This window comes from Calditrichota bacterium, from assembly GCA_013152715.1.
Taxonomy (GTDB): domain Bacteria; phylum Zhuqueibacterota; class Zhuqueibacteria; order Thermofontimicrobiales; family Thermofontimicrobiaceae; genus 4484-87.
Window position 1 is genome coordinate 1 of record JAADFU010000120.1, and the last position, 21480, is coordinate 21480.

Below are 21480 nucleotides of genomic sequence, written 5' to 3' on the forward strand. Positions count from 1 at the left end.
TGTCAAGCTCTTTTTTGCGAATCAAATATATTAATTCACTAGCGCATTGACTCATAAATAATCTAACTTTCCAAAGAACGAACTTTTTCGAAAGTTAGACGTTGCCTCATAATTAACCTGACCCAAAAGACAAGGAAGGGATTAATTATGAGTTCCAAGGCAAAGTATGAGTATTATTTGCAAATCAGGGCGAAATATCATAGCTCCACCAAAAAAGAAAAACAGGTCATATTAGACGGATTTTGTAACATCTGCGAGTATAATCGTAAATATGCCATTAGTTTGCTTAACAAGCCCCCAGCACAGGTATCACCAGAGAATCTCTCGCGTCGCGGTCGTAAGGCCATTTATGATCATGTGCTCATAAAGACTGTGCTCTTTGACATTTGGCAAGTAACGAATATGCCATGCTCCAAACGTCTCAAAGCACTTGTTGCGGAATGGGTGCCGTTTTATGAGCAGCACGAGCTATCCGACGAGATTGAACAGAAACTATTGTCGATTTCTGCGGCAACCATTGATCGGCTTCTTGCTCCTTGTCGGCGTCGCCATGGTAAAAAAGGCATGGCAACCACAAAGCCGGGATCGCTTTTGAAAAAGCATATTCCCATAAAGACCGATCAATGGAACGAACGAGAGCCTGGCTTTTTAGAGACAGATACCGTTGCGCATTGTGGCACTTCTATGGCTGGTATGTTTGCCTTTACGGTCAACAGCGTGGATATCTATTCCCAGTGGACCGCGCAACGAGCTGTCTGGGGCAAGGGCGAAAAAGGTGTTTTAGACGCTGTTTCCGACATCGAGAGCCAACTTCCCTTCCCCATAAAAGGATTTGATTGCGATAACGGCTCGGAGTTCTTGAATTGGCATTTAGTGCGACATTTTCAAGAACGAAAAAAGCCAGTCCAGTTTACCCGTTCTCGATCCTATCACAAAAATGACAATGCCCATGTGGAAAATAAAAACTGGACTCATATCAGGCAATATCTGGGATATGGTCGCTTTGATTCCCCACAGATCGTCGACATGCTTAATGATCTTTATCGAAACGAATGGTACTATTATTTTAATTTTTTTATCAGTAACGTCAAACTCATCGATAAAAAACGAGTGGATTCTAAAATTATTAAAAAATATGACAAACCACAAACACCATTTCACCGACTTATGGCCTCTCATGCTATTGACGAGGAAACAAAACAGAGACTACAGCATGAAAAAGAGACACTCAATCCCTTTGAAGTACAACGTCGCATGAAAAAGAAAATCGAGGACATCATGAAACTCGTTTATCAATAAAAAAACTATCAACCTTTTTCAATCTTTCATCAAAAAAAAATCAAAAAATGAAGGATAAAGAACAAATGAATAAGAAAACTAACAGACGACATTTCTACACACATTTCGGTTAGGTTTTATTTTGAGGCAATGGGTGCTGCCCAGTCGCGTCATTCATCGATAATTCTGGTCAAATCGATTTTTTTGGCGTTTGGCACGTCGCGACCCTCTAAATGAATACCTTTTTGCGCTAATTGCTTGAGACAAACGACATCCTCGTCGTTCACGTAAATGTACGGGGCGAGCCGACGTTTTCCGCGCTCATAATGCATGCCCCCGATGTTCACTCGAGCGAAAGAGAGGCCGGAATCCACTAAATTCAGCGCGTCCCGCGGAGATTCTAACAAGAGAATAATTTTTTCATTTTTGTATTTTTCTGTGCGGAGCGCGCGTACTGTCTGGTCCTTTGTCCAGACACAAATGCGCATGGGATGGGGAGCGATTTCTTCGGCGTTGGCGTACATTTCTCGTTCTATTTCTGATTTTGCTATTTCATCGTGGCACAAAATGATTTTTGTTGTTTTTAAATAACTCCCCCAGGCAATGACGACCTGCCCGTGCACAAGGCGGTCGTCAATGCGAATCAAATCTAAAGCCATTGCTCATTAGCTCCTTCGGTTAAAGCTTGGCAATTCCGCGCACCCCGTCATGGTAAACGGTCTCTGCCAACTCTGACAGCGAAAGACTGTTTCTCTTGCTCAAGAAAGAAATTACCATCGGGAGGTTCACTCCGGAAACAACTTGTACGTTTGATTTTTTGTTGGCGATCAGAACGGCGGCGTTCCAGCAAGATCCGCCGCGCAGGCTGGCCATGACGAGTACGCCATCGTCCCACGCTTCTTTTTCAATAATTTTCTCGACTTCGGACACAATTTCTTTCAATGAAAATGGCGTGGTTGACAGTGCGCGAATATTATCCGCTTTTCCCAGAATAGTTTCTGCTGCTGCAATGAGAGGTTGCGCCATAGGCCCGTGTGTGACGATGATTCCTCCGATCATTTGCCGATAGTCTCCAAAGTTTATTCCAGGTCAAAAAACAAATGGTCTCGCAATGTAGTGTTACTTTGGATTTTCTGCATCAAGCGATCATTAAATTCTTTGGCGGTAAATTCCCCGTATATTTTTAGTAATTGGTTCAAAGCGATTGTTTCAGCGATCACGGTAATATTTTTTCCGGGGAAAATGGGCAAGTGAATGACAGGGATTTTTACTCCCAAATAATCAATCATTTCTTCGTCCAGACCAGTGCGGTCGTATTCTTTGTCTTTGTCCCAATCTACCAGATTGAGCTCCACCTCCACTCTTTTTTGGAAACGAATAGAGCGAATGCCAAACATGGAACGAATGTCGATTATTCCCAGCCCCCGTATTTCCATGTGGTGAAGCAAAGTCTCGGTGCAACTGCCAATTAAAACTCCCTCGGTGCGGCGAATGAGATCGACTACATCGTCGGCGACTAAACGGTGGCCTCGCTCTACTAAATCAAGAGCCACTTCGCTTTTTCCGATGCCGCTGCGGCCGGTGACGAGCATTCCGATTCCGTAGACGTCGACCAGGGAGCCGTGAACTGTACGAAAAGGCGCAAATCTCTTCTCCAGATAACTGCTCAAAATTTGCGATACATGGGTCGTCGAGTACAAACTGCGCAAAACGGGAATTTTGCATTCAGTGGCAATTTTAAGAAAGTCAGAGCCAGGATGGTTGTTGTCTGTCACAATGATGCATGGTATTTTGAACGTAAGAACTTTTCTCAGGCTTAATTCCCGCTTGACCGGGCTGAGTTTTTCCAGGTACGCCAGTTCAGTATTACCAATAATCTGGATACGCCGATAAGTAAACACTTCAACAAACCCACTGAGCGCCAGGCCTGTTCGATGCAGCTCACGTTCGGTGATTTCATTATTTAATTCATCTTCACAATTGAGAATTTCAAGTTTTAATATGTTTTTTGTATCTTCGAATAATTCTTTTACTGTTAATGGCTTCATTTTCTTTATCGCTTATTTCCAATAAAAAACCTGCCTCACGAAAGTCTTCATAAGGCAGGTTGCGATGAACAGTTATCATTCAACTTCTTTAGTTGCATAAGTTTGAAATTTTTTCTCTTTGTAACGTTTAAGCTGCCGTTCCATTTTATCAACAGCCAAATCAATGGACTTGCGTATTTCTTCTGATTTTTCCATCACCGTCAACTGTTGTCCGTGGACGATCACATTGATTTCAGCGATTTGAATGTCTTTCTGATAATCTAACACAATTTCGCAACTGATAATGCCATCGAAAAACTTTTCCAACCTTTGCACTTCACTCTCAGCATACTCTTTGAGCCGCGGAGATGATTTGTAATGACGGGCAGTGAACGTTACTCTCATTGGATTCCTCCTCACGAGTTTAACCTTTATATCTCTATGAATTAAAGGAAATTAATCTTTATCAGCCCTCGGATGCGCTTGTTTGTAGATTTTTTTCAATCGCTCTGACGAGACATGCGTGTAAATTTGTGTTGTTGACAAACTGGAGTGTCCCAGTAGTTCCTTCACAGCCACTAAATCCGCGCCGGCGTCCAACAAATGGGTGGCAAATGAATGCCTGAGACTGTGAGGATGCGCGCCCGAAGACGTAACTAAATGCAAATATTTTGCCACGCGACGTTGGATCCCGCGGAGCGACAATTTTTTTCCGTATTGGTTCAATAAAAGATAATTGTTTGAATTTTGATCGGAAATCTTGGCAAGCAATTCAAGCCGGCGTTGAAGATAGGCCCGAATAGATGACTTTGCGATTTTGCCCAAGGGAACGAGTCGTTCTTTTTTTCCTTTTCCCAACACACGTATCAAATCATTCACCATATCTATATCAGAGATCCTTATATTAGCTAACTCATTTAATCGAATGCCGGTTCCATAAAATAATTCAAATATTGCCCGGTCGCGCAATCCGATGACGTCGCTGGCGTCGATAAGTTCAATCGCTTCTTTGATTTGTTCGTAACTGATCGTCGTGGGAATTTTTTTCTCTGTTTTCAAAGAATACAAGCCAATTGCCGGATTGCTTTTTATAAATTGATTGACAAATAAAAATTTGAAGAAGGATTTCAAACAGGCAATTTTGCGATTCAGGGTAGTTGCGCGAAAGTCGCGCTTTTTCAAATTTGCCAGAAACGACCTTAATTTTTGGCGGTCGATATCGGCGGGTGAACAGCGGTTTAGTCCGAAATTTTTCTCCAAAAAATCGTAAAATTGCTGCAAATCATGGCTATACGCGGTGATGGTATGCGTGGAATAGGATCGTTCCGATTTGAGGTAATTCAAATATTGATCGAAAATCAAATCCCAATTTTTTGTGGCGCTATTTTTATTTTCAAGAGCTTTGTTCATATTTTGTCTTACATTTTGGACAATAGAGATAATTGCCAATAGATTTATTATAGCGCTCTTCGAGATAGGGGGAACCGCAATTTTCGCATTGTTTTGCTATCGGTTTGTACCAGGTGGCAAAATCGCATTTCGGATAGCGATTGCATCCGTAAAAAATTTTGCCCCGACGAGAACGACGTTCAACAATCATGCCATCGCAGCCTTCTTTGGGACAAGGCACTCCGATGGTAAATGATTTGACGTTGTTGCACTCCGGATAGCCGGAACAGGCTAAAAATCTACCGTAGCGCCCGTTTTTTACCACCATCGGGCGTCCGCATTTTTCGCAGATTTCATCGGTAGTGACAATTTCATTCTCATCGATAGGCTTGGTGTAGCGACAGTCCGGATAGCCGCTGCAGCCGATAAATTTTCCGTTTCTGCCCCAGCGGACAATCAGTGGCTTGCCGCATTGGGGACATTTTTCATCGGTATCTTCAATTAACGAGTCGCGGATGTCGTCTTTCTTGGATTTTACTTCCGCCAGCGCTTTTTCAAATGGCTGGTAAAAATCCCGGATCACGGTCAGATAATCTTTTTCCGCCGCCTCAATCCGATCCAATTCGTTTTCCATTTCCGCCGTAAATTTGGTGTTAAAAATCGCCGGGAAATTTTTCACCAAAATGTCGCAGACCGTGAAACCAAGTTCTGTGGGTACGAGCTGCCGAGCGTTTCTTTCGATATATTTTCGCGCCAGCAGCGTGCTAATTATCAGAGCGTAAGTGCTAGGTCTCCCAATTCCTTGATTGTCCAATTCTTTGACCAGACTGCTCTCTGCGTATCGGGCCGGCGGTTTGGTAAAATGTTGTTTCGGAAAAAGATCCAGCAAAGCTAATTTTTCGTTAATAGTTAAATCCTTGGGAATCTTGGTGATAGGGATTTTGCCGTTGTTTTCTTTGCCATCTTTTTCAGCCTTTTCCTCAAAATCGTCGAACGCCTGCAAAAAGCCACGAAATACAATCACTGATCCGGTAGTGCGGAAAAGGTAATCTTCAGAAATATCATTTTGCGAAAGCTGGCCCGCTTTAATGTCAATCGTAGTCTGATCCAGAACAGCATCGCTCATCTGACTGGCAAGGAAGCGATTCCAGATGAGTTCGTAGAGCTTAAATTGCTCCTTTGTCAAATATCGTTTGATTTTTTTGGGCACGAGTTTCATGGAAGTCGGCCGAATCGCCTCGTGGGCGTCCTGGGCGCCTTTTTTGAGCTTGTAAAAACGAGGTTTTGGGGGCACATATTCCGTGCCGTAGGATTTGCTGATATAATCTCTGGCGGCGGCTACCGCTTCGCCGGCGATTCTCACAGAATCGGTTCTCATGTAAGTAATGAGACCCACGCTGCCTTCGGCGCCCAACTCTATTCCTTCGTACAGTTGCTGCGCGATAGCCATGATTCGTCTCGATGTATAGCCGAGCCGTTTTGCCGCTTCCTGCTGCATCGTGCTCGTTGTGAATGGCGCATAAGGCTTGCGCGTGACTTTTTTCTTTTTGATGCTTTTAACGGCAAAAGTTTTTGTTTCTAAATCAGCGACGATTCCTTTTGCCTGTTTTTCATTGACGATTTTCGGTTTCTTTTTTTCGATGGCGATTAAGTTTGACAGGAAGGGCTCGCTGCTTTTCCCCTGGATCCGGGCGGCGATTGTCCAGTATTCTTCGGGAACAAAGGCCTGAATTTCCCGTTCGCGCTCCACGATCATGCGCAGCGCGACAGATTGCACGCGTCCGGCGCTGAGTCCGCGATAGATTGTTTGCCAGAGGATGGGGCTGATTTGATATCCGACAAGTCTATCCAATACGCGGCGCGCTTTTTGCGCTTCCACTTTTTGCGTCGAAATGGTCAGCGGATGATTGATGGCTTCCACAACCGCATGTTCCGTAATTTCGTTGAATAAAATGCGGTGGATGTTCGGATTTTTCTTTTTCAGCTCTTCGTAAATGTGCCAGGCAATCGCTTCACCTTCGCGGTCGGGGTCAGTAGCTAAAAATACCTGATCCGCGTTAGCCGCGGCTTTCTTTAGTTCGTTAAGAATTTTCCCTTTGCCGCGGATCGTGATGTACTGCGGCTGAAAACCATCGTCAATGTCAATGCCTAACTTTTGTTTGGGAAGGTCTTTGATGTGTCCCACCGATGGCAGCACCTGATAGTTTCTTCCTAAAAATTTTTTTATTGTTTTTGTCTTGGCGACAGATTCAACGATAACAACTGATTTTGGCATATTCAGGTCTAATGTCCGTATTGTTTCTGGTTAATAACAAAAAATGAATTAGATTGGAGCTCATGCGGATCGAAAATAAAATGATCAATAATGGCTTTAATTTCAGAGATGGAAGTGCCGTGTTGCCCTCTTAACATCGATCTGTTGATGATTCTTTCGATCTCTTCATCGCCGACGATATCCAATTCGTTGACTTGGAAGATAAAGTGTTTTTGAATTGTTGAAGCTTCGGCGCTGTCATTTCGCTTTTTTGTCAGTTTTTTTGGTGTTTTTTGTTTCTTGCTAATGGCTGCGACTGGTTCGGTTTCATCTTCAGATTCGCTTTCCATCAGAACGTCGAAAGCAGATTTTATCTCAGTTTCCGTGTATCCTCGCTCAACCAGCATGTCGGAAATATCTTTTATTTGACTCAAAATATTCTCGTCTGTGGTTGAGTTGATGGAATCCATGATATAGAGAACAATCTCCATAACGCGTGCGTCCATTTCCTCCCTCCCTAAATGGGTATGCTTTTCCCTTCTGAATTAAAATACCCTGATTAAGATAAGATTTCCTAAATTAAAAGCAAGTCTTATGACAAATTTTTAATTTATTTGCATTGAAAAGCGCAAATCTTATCTTTGTCTGTGCAATATACACAGGAAAACAGACGAATGCAAGAATTTTTTATAAAATGAGCCAATAATTTATCGTTTGAAATTCGTAAAATATTTTTTCCGCTCTCCGATGAGCCGATTTCGTCGTCGGTTCACAATTTTGAGAATAGCGGCTTTATTTGTTGGCGCCGTGACATTTCTTATATTTTTTGCCGCTACCGCAAGGACAGGGATCGTTGCGTCCTATTTTTGGCCCAACCACGATGGGCTTCTTTTTCCCTTGCGCTGGCTGCCCGCCGGGCGCGGCTTGCTGATTCTGGCTCGGCGCTTGTGCTGTTGGCTGAAATCCTAATCCCGTCGCCGAATCATGCACTTCCTGCATTTGCACGGGCCGCCTTCCGGTGATGGTGATCGGCTCTTCGCGAAGCTGATATTTGAAAATCAACTCGATGACGCCTTCGTTCACCTGGGCTAACATATCGGCAAATGCGTTGAATCCTTCGGATTTGTATTCGATCAACGGGTCTTTTTGTCCGTAAGCCCGCAGTCCAATGCCTTCTTTGATTTGGTCCATCTCATAGAGATGTTCCCGCCAATTGGTGTCAATGACCTGCAGCAAAGCAATGCGCTCCAGTTTTCTCATTGTTTTTTCGCCGATGAGTTTTTCTTTTTGAAAATAACCCTGCTGCGCTTTTTCTTGAACCATTTCAAACAACTCTTCGGTGGTCAAATCCGAAGGGATGTCTTCTTTTTTAGAGAAAATAGGAGGCATGAGAAAGAATCGCTGAAAATCATTGTTCAATCCGGCCCAGTCCCACTCCTCGGGATATTTGCTGCCGCCGGCGCGGTGCGCGATGCGATCTTCGATGATTTGATCGATCATGTCGAGTATTTGCGAGCGCAAATTTTCACCGTGCAACGCGTTGGCGCGCAATTTGTAAATTACTTCGCGCTGTTGATTCATCACATCGTCGTATTCCAATAAGTGCTTTCTAATGTCAAAATTGTGCATTTCCACGCGTTTCTGTGCTTTTTCAATGGAGCGCGTAATCATCGAATGCGTGATCACTTCGCCATCCTGAATGCCCAACCGATCCATGACGCCGGCGATGCGTTCGGAGCCGAAAAGCCGCATCAAATCATCTTCCAGCGACAGATAGAAGCGAGTCGAGCCCGGATCTCCCTGACGCCCGCTGCGACCACGCAGTTGCCGGTCAATTCGCCGCGATTCGTGACGCTCTGTGCCGATAATGTGCAAGCCGCACGGCATGGATGCTTCACACTCGGAAAGATTGATATTTGGTGGGACAGGTCGGCCGTTATCATCTACCAAATAGCAGCCGCCATCGCACAGAACAACACCTTTGCCCAGTTTAATGTCCGTGCCGCGACCCGCCATGTTGGTGGCGATGGTGACCATTCCCGGCTGTCCGGCTTTGCGGACGATTTGCGCTTCTTCTTTGTGATGTTTGGCGTTCAAAACGTTGTGTTTTATGCCGCGACGCTTGAGCATGCGGCTCAATGTTTCGGAAACTTCCACGGAAATTGTCCCTACGAGCGCGGGACGATTTTTTTTGTGCATTTCCTCAATTTCGTCAATGACCGCGTTGTATTTTTCGCGTTTGGTGCGGAAAATTTGATCCTGGTAGTCCATGCGCCGAATGGGTTCGTTGGTGGGAATGACTACAACGTCAAGCTTGTAAATTTCCCAGAATTCATGGGCTTCCGTCTCCGCAGTGCCGGTCATACCCGCCAATTTATTGTACAAGCGAAAGAAATTTTGCAGGGTAATCGTCGCCAGCGTTTGCGTCTCGCCCTCAATTTTCACACCCTCTTTTGCTTCAATCGCTTGATGCAGTCCGTCGCTGTATCGCCGGCCGGGCATGAGGCGTCCTGTAAATTCATCCACGATCATTACCTTGCCGTCGGTGACAACGTATTCCACGTCCTTTTCGAACAACGAGTAAGCTTTCAATAATTGTTGAATATTGTGGAGTCGTTCGCTCTTTTCGGCGTATTCCACCTGTACTCTGTTTTTTTCTTCGGCTTTTTTCTCAGGAGACAGCTCCGGATTTTGGTCTATTTGACTCAATTCTGTCGCCAGATCTGGTAAAATGAAGAGCTCAGGATCGTTAGGAGACAGCGCTTCTCTCCCTTTATCCGTCAAATCGATGACATTAGATTTTTCATCGATGGAATAATACAACTCTTCATCCAATTCATGCAGACGTTTGTCCCGCAGATAATCGTTTTCCACGCGTTGAATCAATTTTTTGACGCCGACTTCGCGCAGAATTTTCAACAATCGTTTGTTCTTTGGCGCGCCCCGGCTGGCTTTAAGGAGCCTAATTCCGGCTTCGTAAGTATCATCGCTTTGTAATAGTTTCTCCGCTTCAGCAATGAGTCGGTTGACAAGATTCGTTTGCAATCGCGCCAGTTGAGAGACATGCGGTTTTACCACGTCAAATTGTTGAGTGGATTTCGCCACAGGTCCTGAGATAATTAACGGAGTTCGCGCTTCGTCTATCAGCACCGAATCCACCTCGTCAATAATGGCATAGTTGTGCTGGCGTTGCACCAAATCTTCAACGCGAATGGCCATATTGTCGCGCAAATAATCAAACCCAAATTCGTTGTTCGTGCCATAGGTGATATCGGAATTGTATGCCCGTTGCCGCTGCGGCGGGTCCATTTCATTGGTAATATAGGCGTAGGTCAATCCCAATGTTTCATAAATTTTTCCCATCCATTCGCAGTCGCGTTTAGCAAGATAATCATTCACAGTAACCAGATGGGCGCCTCTGCCAGGCAACGCATTCAAATACAACGGCATGGAAGCGACCAATGTTTTGCCCTCTCCGGTCGCCATTTCCGCGATTTTCCCCTCGTGAAGGACAATGCCGCCGACAAGTTGCACGTCGAAAGGAACCATGTCCCAAACAGCCTGAATGTCGCTCACTCCCCAACTTTTTCCCACCAGACGACGACATTGCTCTTTTACTACGGCAAAAGCCCGAGGCAAAATCTCCAACAGGACGCCTTCCATTATTTCCTTTTCTTCATCTTCCAACTCGCTGATTTGTGTTCGGACTTCTTCAAAATCAGTGCCCTTGGCGTCCGTGGTGTCTTGCCGTAATTGGCTGTAAAGCTGTTCGATTTCTTGGCGAATATTTTCGATTCTCTCTTGAATCAAATTCTTGAATTCTATCGTTTTGTAGCGAAGTTCGTCGTCAGACAGTTCGTGATATTGTTGATAATATTGGTTGATTTGCGAGACAATTGGCTGAATCCGTTTGATGTCGCGTTCATGTTTGCTGCCAAAAATTGTCGTTAACAATTTGTCAAGCATAGTTACTCCTGAATTATAATTGAGTTTGGTCTAAAACCAGCTATTTTCAAGAATGCCCGTAAAAGTAAAGTGTAACATCGATAATATCAACTATCTCCACATTAGATTCAGTTCGTCAAATAGCTGGTTTTCTCTTTTTTAGCGTGGACTCATAATTGGAACTCAAATTTTATGATTGAAAAATTTTTTCCAAATTGAAACAGCGACAAATATGTCCGGCAACCCTAATAAAATCAATTAATTCTTTTACTGTGCTGGAAAAGAATTAGTTCAGGTTCATTCTATTAATCCGCGTCCCTTCTTATTGAGGCGATTGGCGCGTCTTAAATCCGAAAGAATGGAGTCAAGAATGCCGTTGATAAATTTTCCGCTTTTTTCTGTGCTATAATTTTTTGAAATTTCAATGGCCTCGTCGATAGAAACTTTAGGAGGAATATCAGGAAAATAGAGAAATTCACAGATCGACAGCCGCAGAATCAATTTATCAATGATCGCAATTCGTTCAAAATCCCAATTCAGCGTTCTGGATTTAATCATTGTGTCAAATTCGTCGAGATGTTCCACTGTCGTCGTCAATAGATCGCCGGCAAAATTCTGAATCATCTCATTCATATTGCCGTTTCGAATGACTTCGTCGCGAATCTGATCGAGTGGGTTCTGCGACAGCTCGTAAGCGTACAACCCGCATAATGCTAATTCTCTGGCTTTTCTTCTGGCGCTCATCGGTCTCACTCATCTGTCGTCGCTTCTTAAGCTTGCTCGGACATTTAATCTTTTGAATGGACAAAAAATGTTCAAAAATTTATTTGTTTAATCGACGAGTTTAGTTTAAAAACCTGGTGCTTTAAAAAATGTCCAGCAAGAGAAAGTTGCAACCGCAAAAGAATCAATTGTGTTCGCATCAGTGTGGCTCGATAAATACCCGGTTTTTGCTTTTTTAGAGCGAACTCGTCGATATTGAAAATTTAACCACTTGATTGCTAAAGAGTTTCGTTAAAAATGTCAAAGTTGTGACTCTTTTTTCAGCCAGGGTCTCAACTGAAATTGTCAACTGTGATTGAAGAAAAATAATTTTTAGAATGTCATGGCTTTTGCAAGGTTCGGCGAATGCAAAAGCCATGAATATTTGTCTGATGAAAAATGTAAAAAATTATTTCACAAAAGTCAACCATCCGTATTTACCGTCGTCGCCTGTTTCTAAAATTTCAAAGAAACGCTGCTGAATTTTTTTGGTGACAGGGCCGCGCGTGCCAGCGCCAATCGAAATTTTATCCACTGAACGAATTGGCGTCACTTCCGCTGCGGTTCCGGTGAAAAAAAGTTCGTCCGCGATGTACAGCATTTCTCGCGGAATTTCGGTTTCAATGATTTTGTACCCAAAATCGCGGGCGATGCGAATGATGGAGTCGCGCGTGATCCCGGGCAAGATTGAGTTTCCGATGGTTGGAGTGTAAATTTTGCCGTCGCGAACGACGAACAGGTTTTCGCCGCTTCCTTCTGAAATCAATCCGTTGGAATTCAAAGCGATTCCCTCGCTGTAGCCGTCGTTCAGCGCTTCCAGTTTGATCAGTTGAGAATTCAAATAATTGCCGCCGGCTTTTGCCATTGCCGGGAATGTGTTGGGGTGCATGCGCAGCCACGATGAAATTTTCACGTCCACGCCGCTGTTGATGGCTTCTTCGCCCAGATAACGTCCCCAGTTCAGCGCTCCGATCGCGATTTCGATCGGACATTTTGAGGGATCGACTCCCAACGAGCCGTAGCCGCGATAAACGACCGGACGAATGTAAGCCGATTCCAGATTATTTTTTTTCACAACATCAATACAAGCTTGAAAAACGTCCTGTTGAGAAAAGGGAATTTCCGTTCGATAAATTTTCGCAGAGTCAAAAAGACGTCGGACGTGTTCCGGCAAACGAAAAATTGCCGGTCCTTTTTGTGTTTTGTAGCAACGGATGCCTTCAAAAAATGATGTGCCGTAATGAATAACATGAGACATGACATGAATTTTCGCGTCCGGCCAATCGACAAATGACCCATTTAACCAAATTTTTCCTTTTTCGTCACGGGGATCCATATTTCGCTCCTTCAATTAGTAGAACATGAGTATTAAAATGAATTAGAAGCCGTCGAAGTCCGCTGAGTCAGAAAAAGGAGATGAGCCGAATGAAATAAGACAGGTGAAACGGAGAGATTTTTTTAGGCGCAAAAAAGTGGCATTTCAAGAATGAATTTCCTCTTTTCTTTAAAAACAAAATGCAAATATTCTTATCCGATTGTTGAAAATTCAGATCGTCAAAGATTTTATTCAAGAAAATGGGAAGGATCATTTTGATCATCCACATTAGCAAATAATGACTTTTGAGAACTATCTTAAATCTTTCACGCGCAACTGCAACTGAGTTCGTCCCATGTAGGTATTTTCTTCAATGACATAGGCCATGTCCAGGTTTTGCGAGCCCGGTTCGATGCGGTAAATCAAATCTCCCAGATTGAAGCCGATGGCGTCGAAAACAATACCGTCCTGACGAACACGAAATTTCAAGTGATTTCTGCCTACGATTGCGGGATTTCCCACCACCTGTAAATGGTCGCTTTGAAAAATAGGTCTGGTGTTTTGTGGCCCGAAAGGCGCAAAAAGTTTGAGCAGTTGCACCAGCCGGGGAGAGATGTCGGCCAATCGCAGGCGCCCGTCAATGCGCAATTTGGGTTGCAGCAAATCGTCGTCTAAATTTGCTTTGGCAATCTCATTAAATCGTTTGCGAAATTCAGCAATTTTGTCCTTTTCAATTGTTAGCCCGGCAGCGTATTTATGACCGCCGTAACCGACGAGCAAATCTTCACATTGTTGAATTGCTTCAAAAATATCAAAGCCGTTGATACTTCGCGCGGAGCCTTTGCCCATTTCTGTGTCGACGGAAATCATTACTGTGGGGCGATAATACTTTTCCACAACGCGCGAGGCAACGATCCCAATAACGCCGGGATGCCAGCCGTCTTTTGCCAGCACCAGTCCAAAATCGCGGCTCAAATCATAGTCAGAGTCAACGAGCGACTGCGCCTGTCTAAAAGTGTCCTCGTCAATATTTTTCCGCGCACGATTTTCATTTTCGAGCATGTTGGCGATGTCCCAGGCGACTCGCGGGTTGCGCGTCGTGAGAAGTTTGACTGCAAAAGCGGCGTCGCTGAGTCTGCCGACTGCGTTGAGCCGCGGAGCCAAAATAAAGACAATCTGGCCCGTGCCGATGGGCTTGTCAGCAAGACCGGATACGCTGAGCAATGCCTGCAATCCGGGTTTGTCGGTTTGGTTGATGAGCCGCAGCCCTTCTCTGACAAAAATACGGTTTTCGTCAATGAGAGGCACGATGTCTGCAGTGCTGCCAATCGCGACCAGGTCCAGATATTTTGTCATGTATTCTGGCTCTAAATCCAGATACTGAACGAGCGCCTGTCCCAATTTGTAAGCTACGCCGACGCCGGCCAATTCCTGAAACGGGTAATTGGATCGTTCGCATTTGGGATCAAGCACAGCGTAGGCGTCAGGAAGCTCCGGCCCTTGCTCATGATGATCGCTAATAATGACATCAATTCCACGCTGTCGCGCATATTCAATTTCTTTGACGGCAGTAATTCCGCAATCTACCGAGATAATCAGCGATACCCCCTGTTTAGCGGCTTCGTCGATGCCGAGCTTGCTGATGCCATAGCCTTCCTGGACGCGATGGGGGATGTAGTAGCTCACTTCGGCGTACAAATCGTTCAGCAAAAGATAGAGCGTAGAAACCGAAGTAATGCCATCGACATCGTAATCGCCATAAATGAGAACTTTTTCTTTTTTACGGATGGCGTCAACGATGCGCTCGACGGCCTTGCCCATGTCCTGCATGAGAAAAGGATCGTGCAAATCGTCGAGATTGCCCCTAAAGAATAATTTCGCTTTGTCAAATGTATCGACGCCGCGGGTAATCAAGATTTTAGCGATAATCAGTGGAACTTTTAATTGTTGCGCGAATTCATAAATTGCATCGGTTGAAATTTTGTCATTGAGTACCCATTTCAAGTTCATTAATAATCCTTTTTATGTCAAATAACTTTATTATTTTTTTGCAAAATTATTTAATCCAAAGTAAGGCGGTAAGCCGAATTCTGTCGAGGGCGATCATTTATCTGGGATCCGCCTCGCGGCGAACCTCAAGCGACCTACCCGGGAATCAAGCGGAGCGGGCCGCTCCTTTTCCCTGTGCGGTCTTGCTCCGGACGGGGTTTGCCGTGCTTCCGCCGTTACCGACGGAACGGTGAGCTCTTACCTCGCCTTTTCACCCTTGACCCGCCATGGCGGGACGGTATGTTTTCTGTGGCACTTTCCGTGGGCTCGCGCCCCCCTCATGTTATGAGGCGTCCTGCCCTGTGGAGTTCGGACTTTCCTCATGCGCCTCAGGCGCACGCGATCGCCGGCCTTACTTTGGATTTGAAAAAAGCGCTTTAGCTAACGCAGCAAGCTGCAATTAAAAATGAAATAAAACATAAAGAACTTTTGCACAAAAAACGAAGACTTTACTTTTAATACGATAAAATCAAAAAGAACAATTTTAAGAAACAAGTTCATGCGTCAATTAGACGATTTTGTCGCGAACATGTTCACGACAAAACTTAATGATGATCCAAGACATGGAGTTCCGCTACTGCTTTTTCTTCCATTTCCGGCGTGATTAAAATTCTGCCGCAGGTCTCACAAACAATGACGCGTTCTCGTTTGCGAATTTCCAGCACGGTTTGTGCAGGAATTGTTGCAAAACAGCCACTGCACGTGTAGTTGTTTACGATGGCAAGGGCGATGCCTTCTTTGGCGTGTCGGATTCGCTCGTATTGAGAAATGAGTCGGGGATTGAGTTTGGCGAGGACCTGCTTGCGCTGGTAGTCGAGTATCCGCTCTTCGGACTCGGTTTCTGCCATTTTTTCATGCAAATCTTTTTCGTTAGCGACCAGTTGCTCCCGGACGCCGGAAATCCGCTTGTCAAGTTCGTCAATTTCGTTTTTTAGTTGCTCTTCTTTTACCATAAGTTCCAACGTCGCTGTTTCCGTTTCATCAATTTTTCTTTCTACTATTTCAATTTCTGTAGTAATAGCGTCGTATTCTTTATTCGTTTTTACATGGTAAATTTTTTCTTGATTTTTATCGAGCAGGTCTCGCAACCGTTCTGTTTCATTTTTGTTGTGCAGTAAATCCTTCTGCGTCTGTTCCAGAGACGATTTTTTTTCATTACGTTCGTCAGATAGATTTTCCATCTCCAATTTTAACTGTTCGACTTTCTCTGGCAAGTCGCCCTTGACGGCCGCCAATTGCATGAGTCGTTTGTCCAATTCCTGGATTTGCGCTAAAAGTGTAAAATTCATCAGCCCGTTGCCTCCTGTTGAATGTTGCTGACTGTAAGAAATAACGCGGCGTAAATAATAAATATTTCATAAAATCTATTGCCGTGCCTGTTTTATGCTGTTTTTATCATGAACAGATATAAAAAAAAGTGTACCAAAAATTTACGGTACACTTTTTTTTATTCCATCGAAATACATCGTTTGCAAGGATGTGATAAGCGATCGACAGATACAACCTCCTATCATTAAAATATCTCGCGTTTGAAATATCCGTACCAACATATCCCGATTCCTGTTTAGTTATTAAAACTTGACAAAGTCACCATTTTAAGAAAAATATACAAAACTAAGAATTAACATGCAAGAGAAAATTGAATTAATTTTGTCCGAAATAGCTGAATAAATTTGGTTCACAATGGTCTTGTTCACAAAAAGGCTGCGGGGCTTCGCTATTTACAAAATTGATTTTTAGAGAAAGGGCAATTTCCCGTAGTCATCGCGATTAAAGTTCTCGTTTGCTGGGTTCGTATCTTGCGCGGCTGACAGTTGGCAATCGATTTTTTGAATTTTTTTTAGAAAAGATCGGCACAAATTATTATTGAGATAACGCTGAAAAAACAATATATTGATTAAAGAAAATAGGGCTTGACATCTAATCAAAAAATAGTTATCTTAAGTCGTTGTGGTTCAGAGTTGGTGGTTTCGCCAGCGCAAATTTCTTATTATCTGTGACGCGCAACGCGAAATAACTAGGGCAAATCAAAAATCACCCCATAATCGGAAATGTTTTGCGGCTCTAAATTGTCATGTGAACAAACGGGGAGGTTTACAATTGAAACGACAATATCAAAGTAATGAAGGTTTCGGCCAGAGCGATTTCGTCAGGCGATTTTCCCTCTTTTTGGGTTTGATGACGTTAACATTATTCGTTTATTGCTCGCCGGAATTCATCTCTCAACCGAATCGTTTGGTGGTACAAACAGCGACGGTTGTTCGCTCTGGCCCCGGCGCAAAATACAAAGAGATCGCCACCGTGAAAGCAGGGACGCAGCTTTTTTTGTTGGAGTCTGAAAATGATTGGCATCGCGTGGAGCTTCCCGACGGTCGCCGCGGGTGGATTTTCCAGGGAGTGGCGCGAAAAATAGGTCGGGAAAAAGTGGTTGTACTTAAAGAAAATGCAAAAGTTCGCCGCGGACCGGGCGAAGAATACAGCGCGTTCGCCATTATCAAAAAGGGCAAAGAATTGCTATGCGACGGTGAGCGCGGAAATTGGTTCTACGTCGAGTTGATTAAGGGACGCAACGGTTGGATTTCCAAAAAGGACGCCGAAAAAGTATCTTTTCGCAATGTCGTCACCATCAAAGCCACTTATGCCTATCGGGACGCTGACAGGAAATCAGGCATCTTGCTGAATATCAGTGAAGGCGCTGAACTCGTTCAATTGGGGAAAGTGGGAGCTTTTTATCAGATTCGACTTCCCGGGGGACAAATCGGCTATGTTCACGAATCAGCGGTAGATGTGGTAAGAGAACGCACAATCCGGGTGAAAGATCGCGCTGTTTTGCGTCGCGGCTCAAACGAGGGCTACGGCGTCGTTGATACGCTGGAAGTGGGCATGCAACTGACAAAATTGACGCAGAAGGGCGATTGGATCGAAGTAAAGACCAGCGATGGCAGAACAGGCTGGATACACAAAAGCGCCGTCGCGACCACTGTTTCTTCTTCCGGCGAAGAATTTATTGAAGAAAAGCCGGTTTATCTAATTACTAATCAAGATTCCAATATTCGCGAAAAGCCCGGAACGAAGCAGGCCAAACTGACGCGCGTCAAAAAAGGGAAACTTTTGTTGAAACTTGGTCAGGAGAATGATTGGATAAAAATCAAATTGGCCGACGGACGCATCGGATGGATTTGGGAGCCATTGGTTGATTATGATATAACGCTTTTACTGACAAAATTAGACTGCAATATCCGTTTTGGCCCGAGCACAAGATATCAGCTTATCAAACGAGCTTCCAAAGGAATGCCACTTGTGCGGTTGGAGGAAAGGAACGGCTGGACCAGAGTCAGATTTGACGAAGGAGATATCGGCTGGATAAAAAACGGACTTTTTGTGCCGCTTGACAGCCTCCTGTTCGCTAATAGAGATTGCAATGTTCGCAAAGGGCCGGGAACTCAGTACGAACGCATCGAGAGAATTCTGTATGGAACGTTCGTTTATTATCTGGGGAAAACAAAAGATTGGTACAAAATTCGTCTGATTCCCGATAACGAGACTGAAGGAAAAGTCGGTTACATCCAGGAGGATTTATTGAGCCTGTCAGGCAATGAATTTAGGACGAATGAAAGGGCTAATATTCGTAAGGGGCCTTCGACTGATTACGCGATTATTGCAAATTTGCCGCCTCAATCGCGTTTGAGGAAAATCGGAGAAAAAAAAGATTGGGTACATGTCCGTCTTGACGATAAAAGAACAGGCTGGGTTTACAAAAAGCTGGTTTCGTATGCATTTTCGCCCTATCCGCGCTACAAAGGAAGCGCCCGGATTTCAACGCTGGCGGTGACTCTTTCTCCGCCGGTCCTGACGCAAAATACAGAAACGCCAGCGACCGCTCCCGTCTCCGCTTCAGCTCCAACAACTGGCGCTGGCAATAATAGTTACTGGAAACTGAGCACTACAAAGGCGGAGAATAGCTCATACGGCTCAAAGGAGCAAACGAAGATTGCCGTAAATTTCAGAACGCAACCGGATACGTCCGCTTCAATTATTATGACTTTGCCGCCGCAAACTCTGCTGACAAAAATCGCTCCTTCCGGAGAATGGTGGGAAGTGATGACACAGGATGGCGTTTACGGCTGGGTGCATCAGGTGGCTTTTGGCCTGGCAGAGACGAAATATTTGTACGCGCAAAAAAATGCCAATATCCGTTATGGCCCGGGAACAAATTATAAAATTATTGACCAGGCAAGAGCGGGGGATGTGTTCACTCGTATGGAGAAAAGAGGAAAGTGGTATTATGTCCAATACAAAAACAGCAAACGCGGCTGGATTCGTGAGGATTTAGTTGACGTGCAGCGCGTTGCGCCGGGGCTGTTGCCCGAATTTACGTCGATTCCGGCGTACGGAAGAGCCATAACCCGAGTAAATTCCAAATTGTACAAAGGACCTTCGAAAAATTATCCGGCGAAAAGAAATTTGCCGCAAAATACTTATTTGAAAATTGTCGGCAAATTCCGCCAGTGGACGGAAGTGGAATTGCTGGGAAATCTTGATCGGGGATGGGTTCCCAATGCGGATATTTTGAACAAATATCACTCGCGAATTATTACGGTGAAAGATGCGGAAGTTTACGTTGCTCCGAATACGCAATCCGGATTAGTAACGCGCGTGAGACGGGCGCTGACTTTCCGACCCATCGATCAGCGAAATGAGTGGTTTCGCATTGTGGTCGGCGGACAAACCGGCTGGATAAATTTGCGCGATGTTGCCGCGTTGAAATACCCCGACGTTTACGTCAATCAGCCGGAAGTCAACGTGAGACGCTTGCCTGACATTCAATCGAAAAAAATAGCGGTGCTCAAAGAAGGCACAAAGTTGAAACCCACTGACGATGAGGGAGATTGGTTGTTCGTGAAAATGCCGCGAGGAGACAAAAGCTGGATTCACAAGAAATTAGTTGATTTGCAGGAATTTCCTTACGTCATTGTCACCTCCGACGCCAATGTGTATCAGAAACCGACCGCAGGCAGCATTTTGAAAGGCAGGGTGAAACGCGAAGAACGTTTTTTGGCGTTGAATAAAAATTCAAATTGGTACAAAATTTCCTACCGCACCGATGATGTTGGCTGGATTTACGCGGGTTTTGTGAAAGAAGACGTCAAAGGCACACAACTCATTCGCGAGCGGACGGAACTGAGAATGGGACCCGGAAAAGATTATGAGTTGATAGGCTATGTGAAAAAAGGAACACAGGCGAAGTGGCTCAATGAAGTTAATAAATGGCGTCAGGTCGAGGTTAAAACCAGGCAGCGTTGGCTGGGTTTATTCTGCCGAAACAAAACCGCTGGAATTAAAGAAAATGACCGCCCAGATTATGGGCAATGCCTACAAAAAACCGGATTATAATTCAACTATTGTCGGCAGAGTGCTAAAAGGAAAAACTTACAAACCATTTGAAAAAAAGGGAGAGTTTTACAAAATTCAGTTGTCAGACGGCGTGTATGGCTGGGCGCCCATGGACAGCTTTAAAAGCAAAAAAAAGAAGACAGTTTTTACGCTTGATGTGGCGAAACTCCGGTCTGGCCCCGGACCGGGTTACGGAGTGCTACAAAAACTCGAACCGGCGACGGATCTCATCGTTCTCGGCTCTTACGGTCAGTATTATCAGGTCGAAATCAAAGAGACGAAATTGCGCGGCTATATTTTAAAAGCGATGGTTTTTGAATAGATTCGAATTGAATTATATCTGGCGCAAATGGCTTACCGTGTGCGTCTTACAGTAAAAAAATGTTTTGCCGTTTGAATGCGCCGTTGACCGTGAAAAAAATAGATTTCAAAAGTAAAAATTAGTGCTTTAGAATATCTTAATGCGGGAGGTTGAAATGAAGAGAAGCAACATTTTTATCTTTGCGAGTTTGCTCGGTTTAATGGTACTTTTTTTATTGTCTTGTGAAAAAAAAGAAGAAGTGTTAATCCCAAAACCAACGAAACCGACCGAAGAAACAAATGTCGCTCCTGCTGTTGATAGCGCGATGGCAAAACAATTAGCATTGAAAGAGCAGTTGGAGATAACGCTAAAGGATTTGGAAGCGAAACGCGCGGCGCTTGTGAAAAAACAGCAAGAATTGGATGAGGAAATCAAAGCCCTCGGCGAAAAACAGTCCGAAGTTCTTTCTGTCCAGTCGCAACTGAAGACTTTTCAGATAGTTTCCATCGTTTTATTTGCACTGGGATTGCTCGCTGTCGTCGTTGGCATTGTGATGATTTTGCGCACGAAAAAGAAGGGCAGCGCAGAAGTAATCTCAGAAACCGAGAAAAAAACGGGAAGAACACCGGAGAAAAAAACTAAAGAAAAGGTTGGAAAAATAAAAGAGGAAAAACCTGCAGAAAAGCCAAAAGCGCGCAAGTCACAAACTCGCCTGAAAAAGACGCCTCCGGCCCAGAAAGGCGAAAATAAGAAAGAAGGCTAAGTG

At 44.4% G+C, this 21480-nt stretch carries 16 protein-coding genes and 1 other RNA gene; 4 read left to right on the forward strand and 13 right to left on the reverse strand.

The genetic code is table 11. The features are described 5' to 3' along the window. Positions 1–147 precede the first annotated feature (147 nt). Positions 148–1299 (forward strand): transposase family protein, encoded by a 1152-nt coding sequence (locus GXO74_09670; GenBank protein NOZ61935.1) that lies wholly within the window; start codon positions 148–150, stop codon positions 1297–1299. 149 nt (positions 1300–1448) lie between these two features. Here the strand turns inward: GXO74_09670 and GXO74_09675 are convergent, their stop codons facing one another. The 13 genes from GXO74_09675 to GXO74_09735 form a co-directional block, all read right to left on the reverse strand. Then, on the reverse strand, positions 1449–1937 hold the full coding sequence (locus GXO74_09675) for a PTS sugar transporter subunit IIB (GenBank protein ID NOZ61936.1): 489 nt from the start codon (positions 1935–1937) through the stop codon (positions 1449–1451). 19 nt (positions 1938–1956) lie between these two features. Beyond that, positions 1957–2337: a PTS sugar transporter subunit IIA gene (locus GXO74_09680; protein NOZ61937.1), complete on the reverse strand. Its 381-nt coding sequence runs from the start codon at positions 2335–2337 to the stop codon at positions 1957–1959. 20 nt (positions 2338–2357) lie between these two features. Then, on the reverse strand, positions 2358–3326 hold the full coding sequence (locus tag GXO74_09685; GenBank protein NOZ61938.1) for an HPr kinase/phosphorylase: 969 nt from the start codon (positions 3324–3326) through the stop codon (positions 2358–2360). A gap of 75 nt (positions 3327–3401) precedes the next feature. Continuing rightward, positions 3402–3710, reverse strand: coding sequence for a ribosome-associated translation inhibitor RaiA (gene raiA / locus GXO74_09690; GenBank protein ID NOZ61939.1), 309 nt, complete (start codon positions 3708–3710; stop codon positions 3402–3404). Between the two features lie 51 nt (positions 3711–3761). Next, positions 3762–4715, reverse strand: coding sequence for a tyrosine recombinase XerC (locus GXO74_09695; GenBank protein ID NOZ61940.1), 954 nt, complete (start codon positions 4713–4715; stop codon positions 3762–3764). Further along, positions 4699–6969, reverse strand: coding sequence for a type I DNA topoisomerase (gene topA, locus GXO74_09700; protein NOZ61941.1), 2271 nt, complete (start codon positions 6967–6969; stop codon positions 4699–4701). The genes GXO74_09695 and topA overlap by 17 nt, the downstream gene beginning before the upstream one ends. An 8-nt stretch (positions 6970–6977) precedes the next feature. Continuing rightward, positions 6978–7454, reverse strand: coding sequence for a DUF494 family protein (locus tag GXO74_09705; GenBank protein ID NOZ61942.1), 477 nt, complete (start codon positions 7452–7454; stop codon positions 6978–6980). Between the two features lie 286 nt (positions 7455–7740). Next, entirely contained in the window at positions 7741–10914 is a 3174-nt protein-coding gene (secA, locus tag GXO74_09710; GenBank protein NOZ61943.1) for a preprotein translocase subunit SecA, read from the reverse strand. Positions 10915–11190: 276 nt separating this feature from the next. Beyond that, positions 11191–11646, reverse strand: coding sequence for a transcription antitermination factor NusB (nusB, locus tag GXO74_09715; protein NOZ61944.1), 456 nt, complete (start codon positions 11644–11646; stop codon positions 11191–11193). A gap of 418 nt (positions 11647–12064) precedes the next feature. Next, the gene (locus GXO74_09720) at positions 12065–12991 is read right to left on the reverse strand and encodes a branched-chain amino acid transaminase (GenBank protein ID NOZ61945.1); all 927 of its coding nucleotides are present in this window, start codon (positions 12989–12991) and stop codon (positions 12065–12067) included. Positions 12992–13282: 291 nt separating this feature from the next. Further along, entirely contained in the window at positions 13283–14980 is a 1698-nt protein-coding gene (recJ, locus tag GXO74_09725; GenBank protein ID NOZ61946.1) for a single-stranded-DNA-specific exonuclease RecJ, read from the reverse strand. 53 nt (positions 14981–15033) lie between these two features. After that, positions 15034–15378, reverse strand: an RNA gene (gene rnpB, locus GXO74_09730) — RNase P RNA component class A. Between the two features lie 186 nt (positions 15379–15564). Next, a complete protein-coding gene (locus tag GXO74_09735) occupies positions 15565–16308 on the reverse strand; it encodes a hypothetical protein (GenBank protein NOZ61947.1) in 744 nt (247 codons plus the stop codon). Between the two features lie 811 nt (positions 16309–17119). Here GXO74_09735 and GXO74_09740 point away from each other — a divergent pair. From GXO74_09740 to GXO74_09750, 3 genes are all read left to right on the forward strand, one after another. Further along, positions 17120–20413: an SH3 domain-containing protein gene (locus tag GXO74_09740; protein NOZ61948.1), complete on the forward strand. Its 3294-nt coding sequence runs from the start codon at positions 17120–17122 to the stop codon at positions 20411–20413. Then, positions 20367–20735: an SH3 domain-containing protein gene (locus GXO74_09745; GenBank protein NOZ61949.1), complete on the forward strand. Its 369-nt coding sequence runs from the start codon at positions 20367–20369 to the stop codon at positions 20733–20735. The genes GXO74_09740 and GXO74_09745 overlap by 47 nt, the downstream gene beginning before the upstream one ends. Before the next feature lie 154 nt (positions 20736–20889). Continuing rightward, positions 20890–21477, forward strand: coding sequence for a hypothetical protein (locus GXO74_09750; protein ID NOZ61950.1), 588 nt, complete (start codon positions 20890–20892; stop codon positions 21475–21477). The last annotated feature ends 3 nt before the right edge of the window (positions 21478–21480 follow it).

Coding starts and splice junctions, on each gene's coding strand:
- GXO74_09670 (NOZ61935.1), top strand. CDS start 148: ATGAGTTCCAAGGCAAAGTATGAGTATTATTTGCAAATCAGGGCGAAA.
- GXO74_09675 (NOZ61936.1), bottom strand. CDS start 1,937: ATGGCTTTAGATTTGATTCGCATTGACGACCGCCTTGTGCACGGGCAG.
- GXO74_09680 (NOZ61937.1), bottom strand. CDS start 2,337: ATGATCGGAGGAATCATCGTCACACACGGGCCTATGGCGCAACCTCTC.
- GXO74_09685 (NOZ61938.1), bottom strand. CDS start 3,326: ATGAAGCCATTAACAGTAAAAGAATTATTCGAAGATACAAAAAACATA.
- raiA (NOZ61939.1), bottom strand. CDS start 3,710: ATGAGAGTAACGTTCACTGCCCGTCATTACAAATCATCTCCGCGGCTC.
- GXO74_09695 (NOZ61940.1), bottom strand. CDS start 4,715: ATGAACAAAGCTCTTGAAAATAAAAATAGCGCCACAAAAAATTGGGAT.
- topA (NOZ61941.1), bottom strand. CDS start 6,969: ATGCCAAAATCAGTTGTTATCGTTGAATCTGTCGCCAAGACAAAAACA.
- GXO74_09705 (NOZ61942.1), bottom strand. CDS start 7,454: ATGGACGCACGCGTTATGGAGATTGTTCTCTATATCATGGATTCCATC.
- secA (NOZ61943.1), bottom strand. CDS start 10,914: ATGCTTGACAAATTGTTAACGACAATTTTTGGCAGCAAACATGAACGC.
- GXO74_09720 (NOZ61945.1), bottom strand. CDS start 12,991: ATGGATCCCCGTGACGAAAAAGGAAAAATTTGGTTAAATGGGTCATTT.
- recJ (NOZ61946.1), bottom strand. CDS start 14,980: ATGAACTTGAAATGGGTACTCAATGACAAAATTTCAACCGATGCAATT.
- GXO74_09735 (NOZ61947.1), bottom strand. CDS start 16,308: ATGAATTTTACACTTTTAGCGCAAATCCAGGAATTGGACAAACGACTC.
- GXO74_09745 (NOZ61949.1), top strand. CDS start 20,367: ATGACCGCCCAGATTATGGGCAATGCCTACAAAAAACCGGATTATAAT.
- GXO74_09750 (NOZ61950.1), top strand. CDS start 20,890: ATGAAGAGAAGCAACATTTTTATCTTTGCGAGTTTGCTCGGTTTAATG.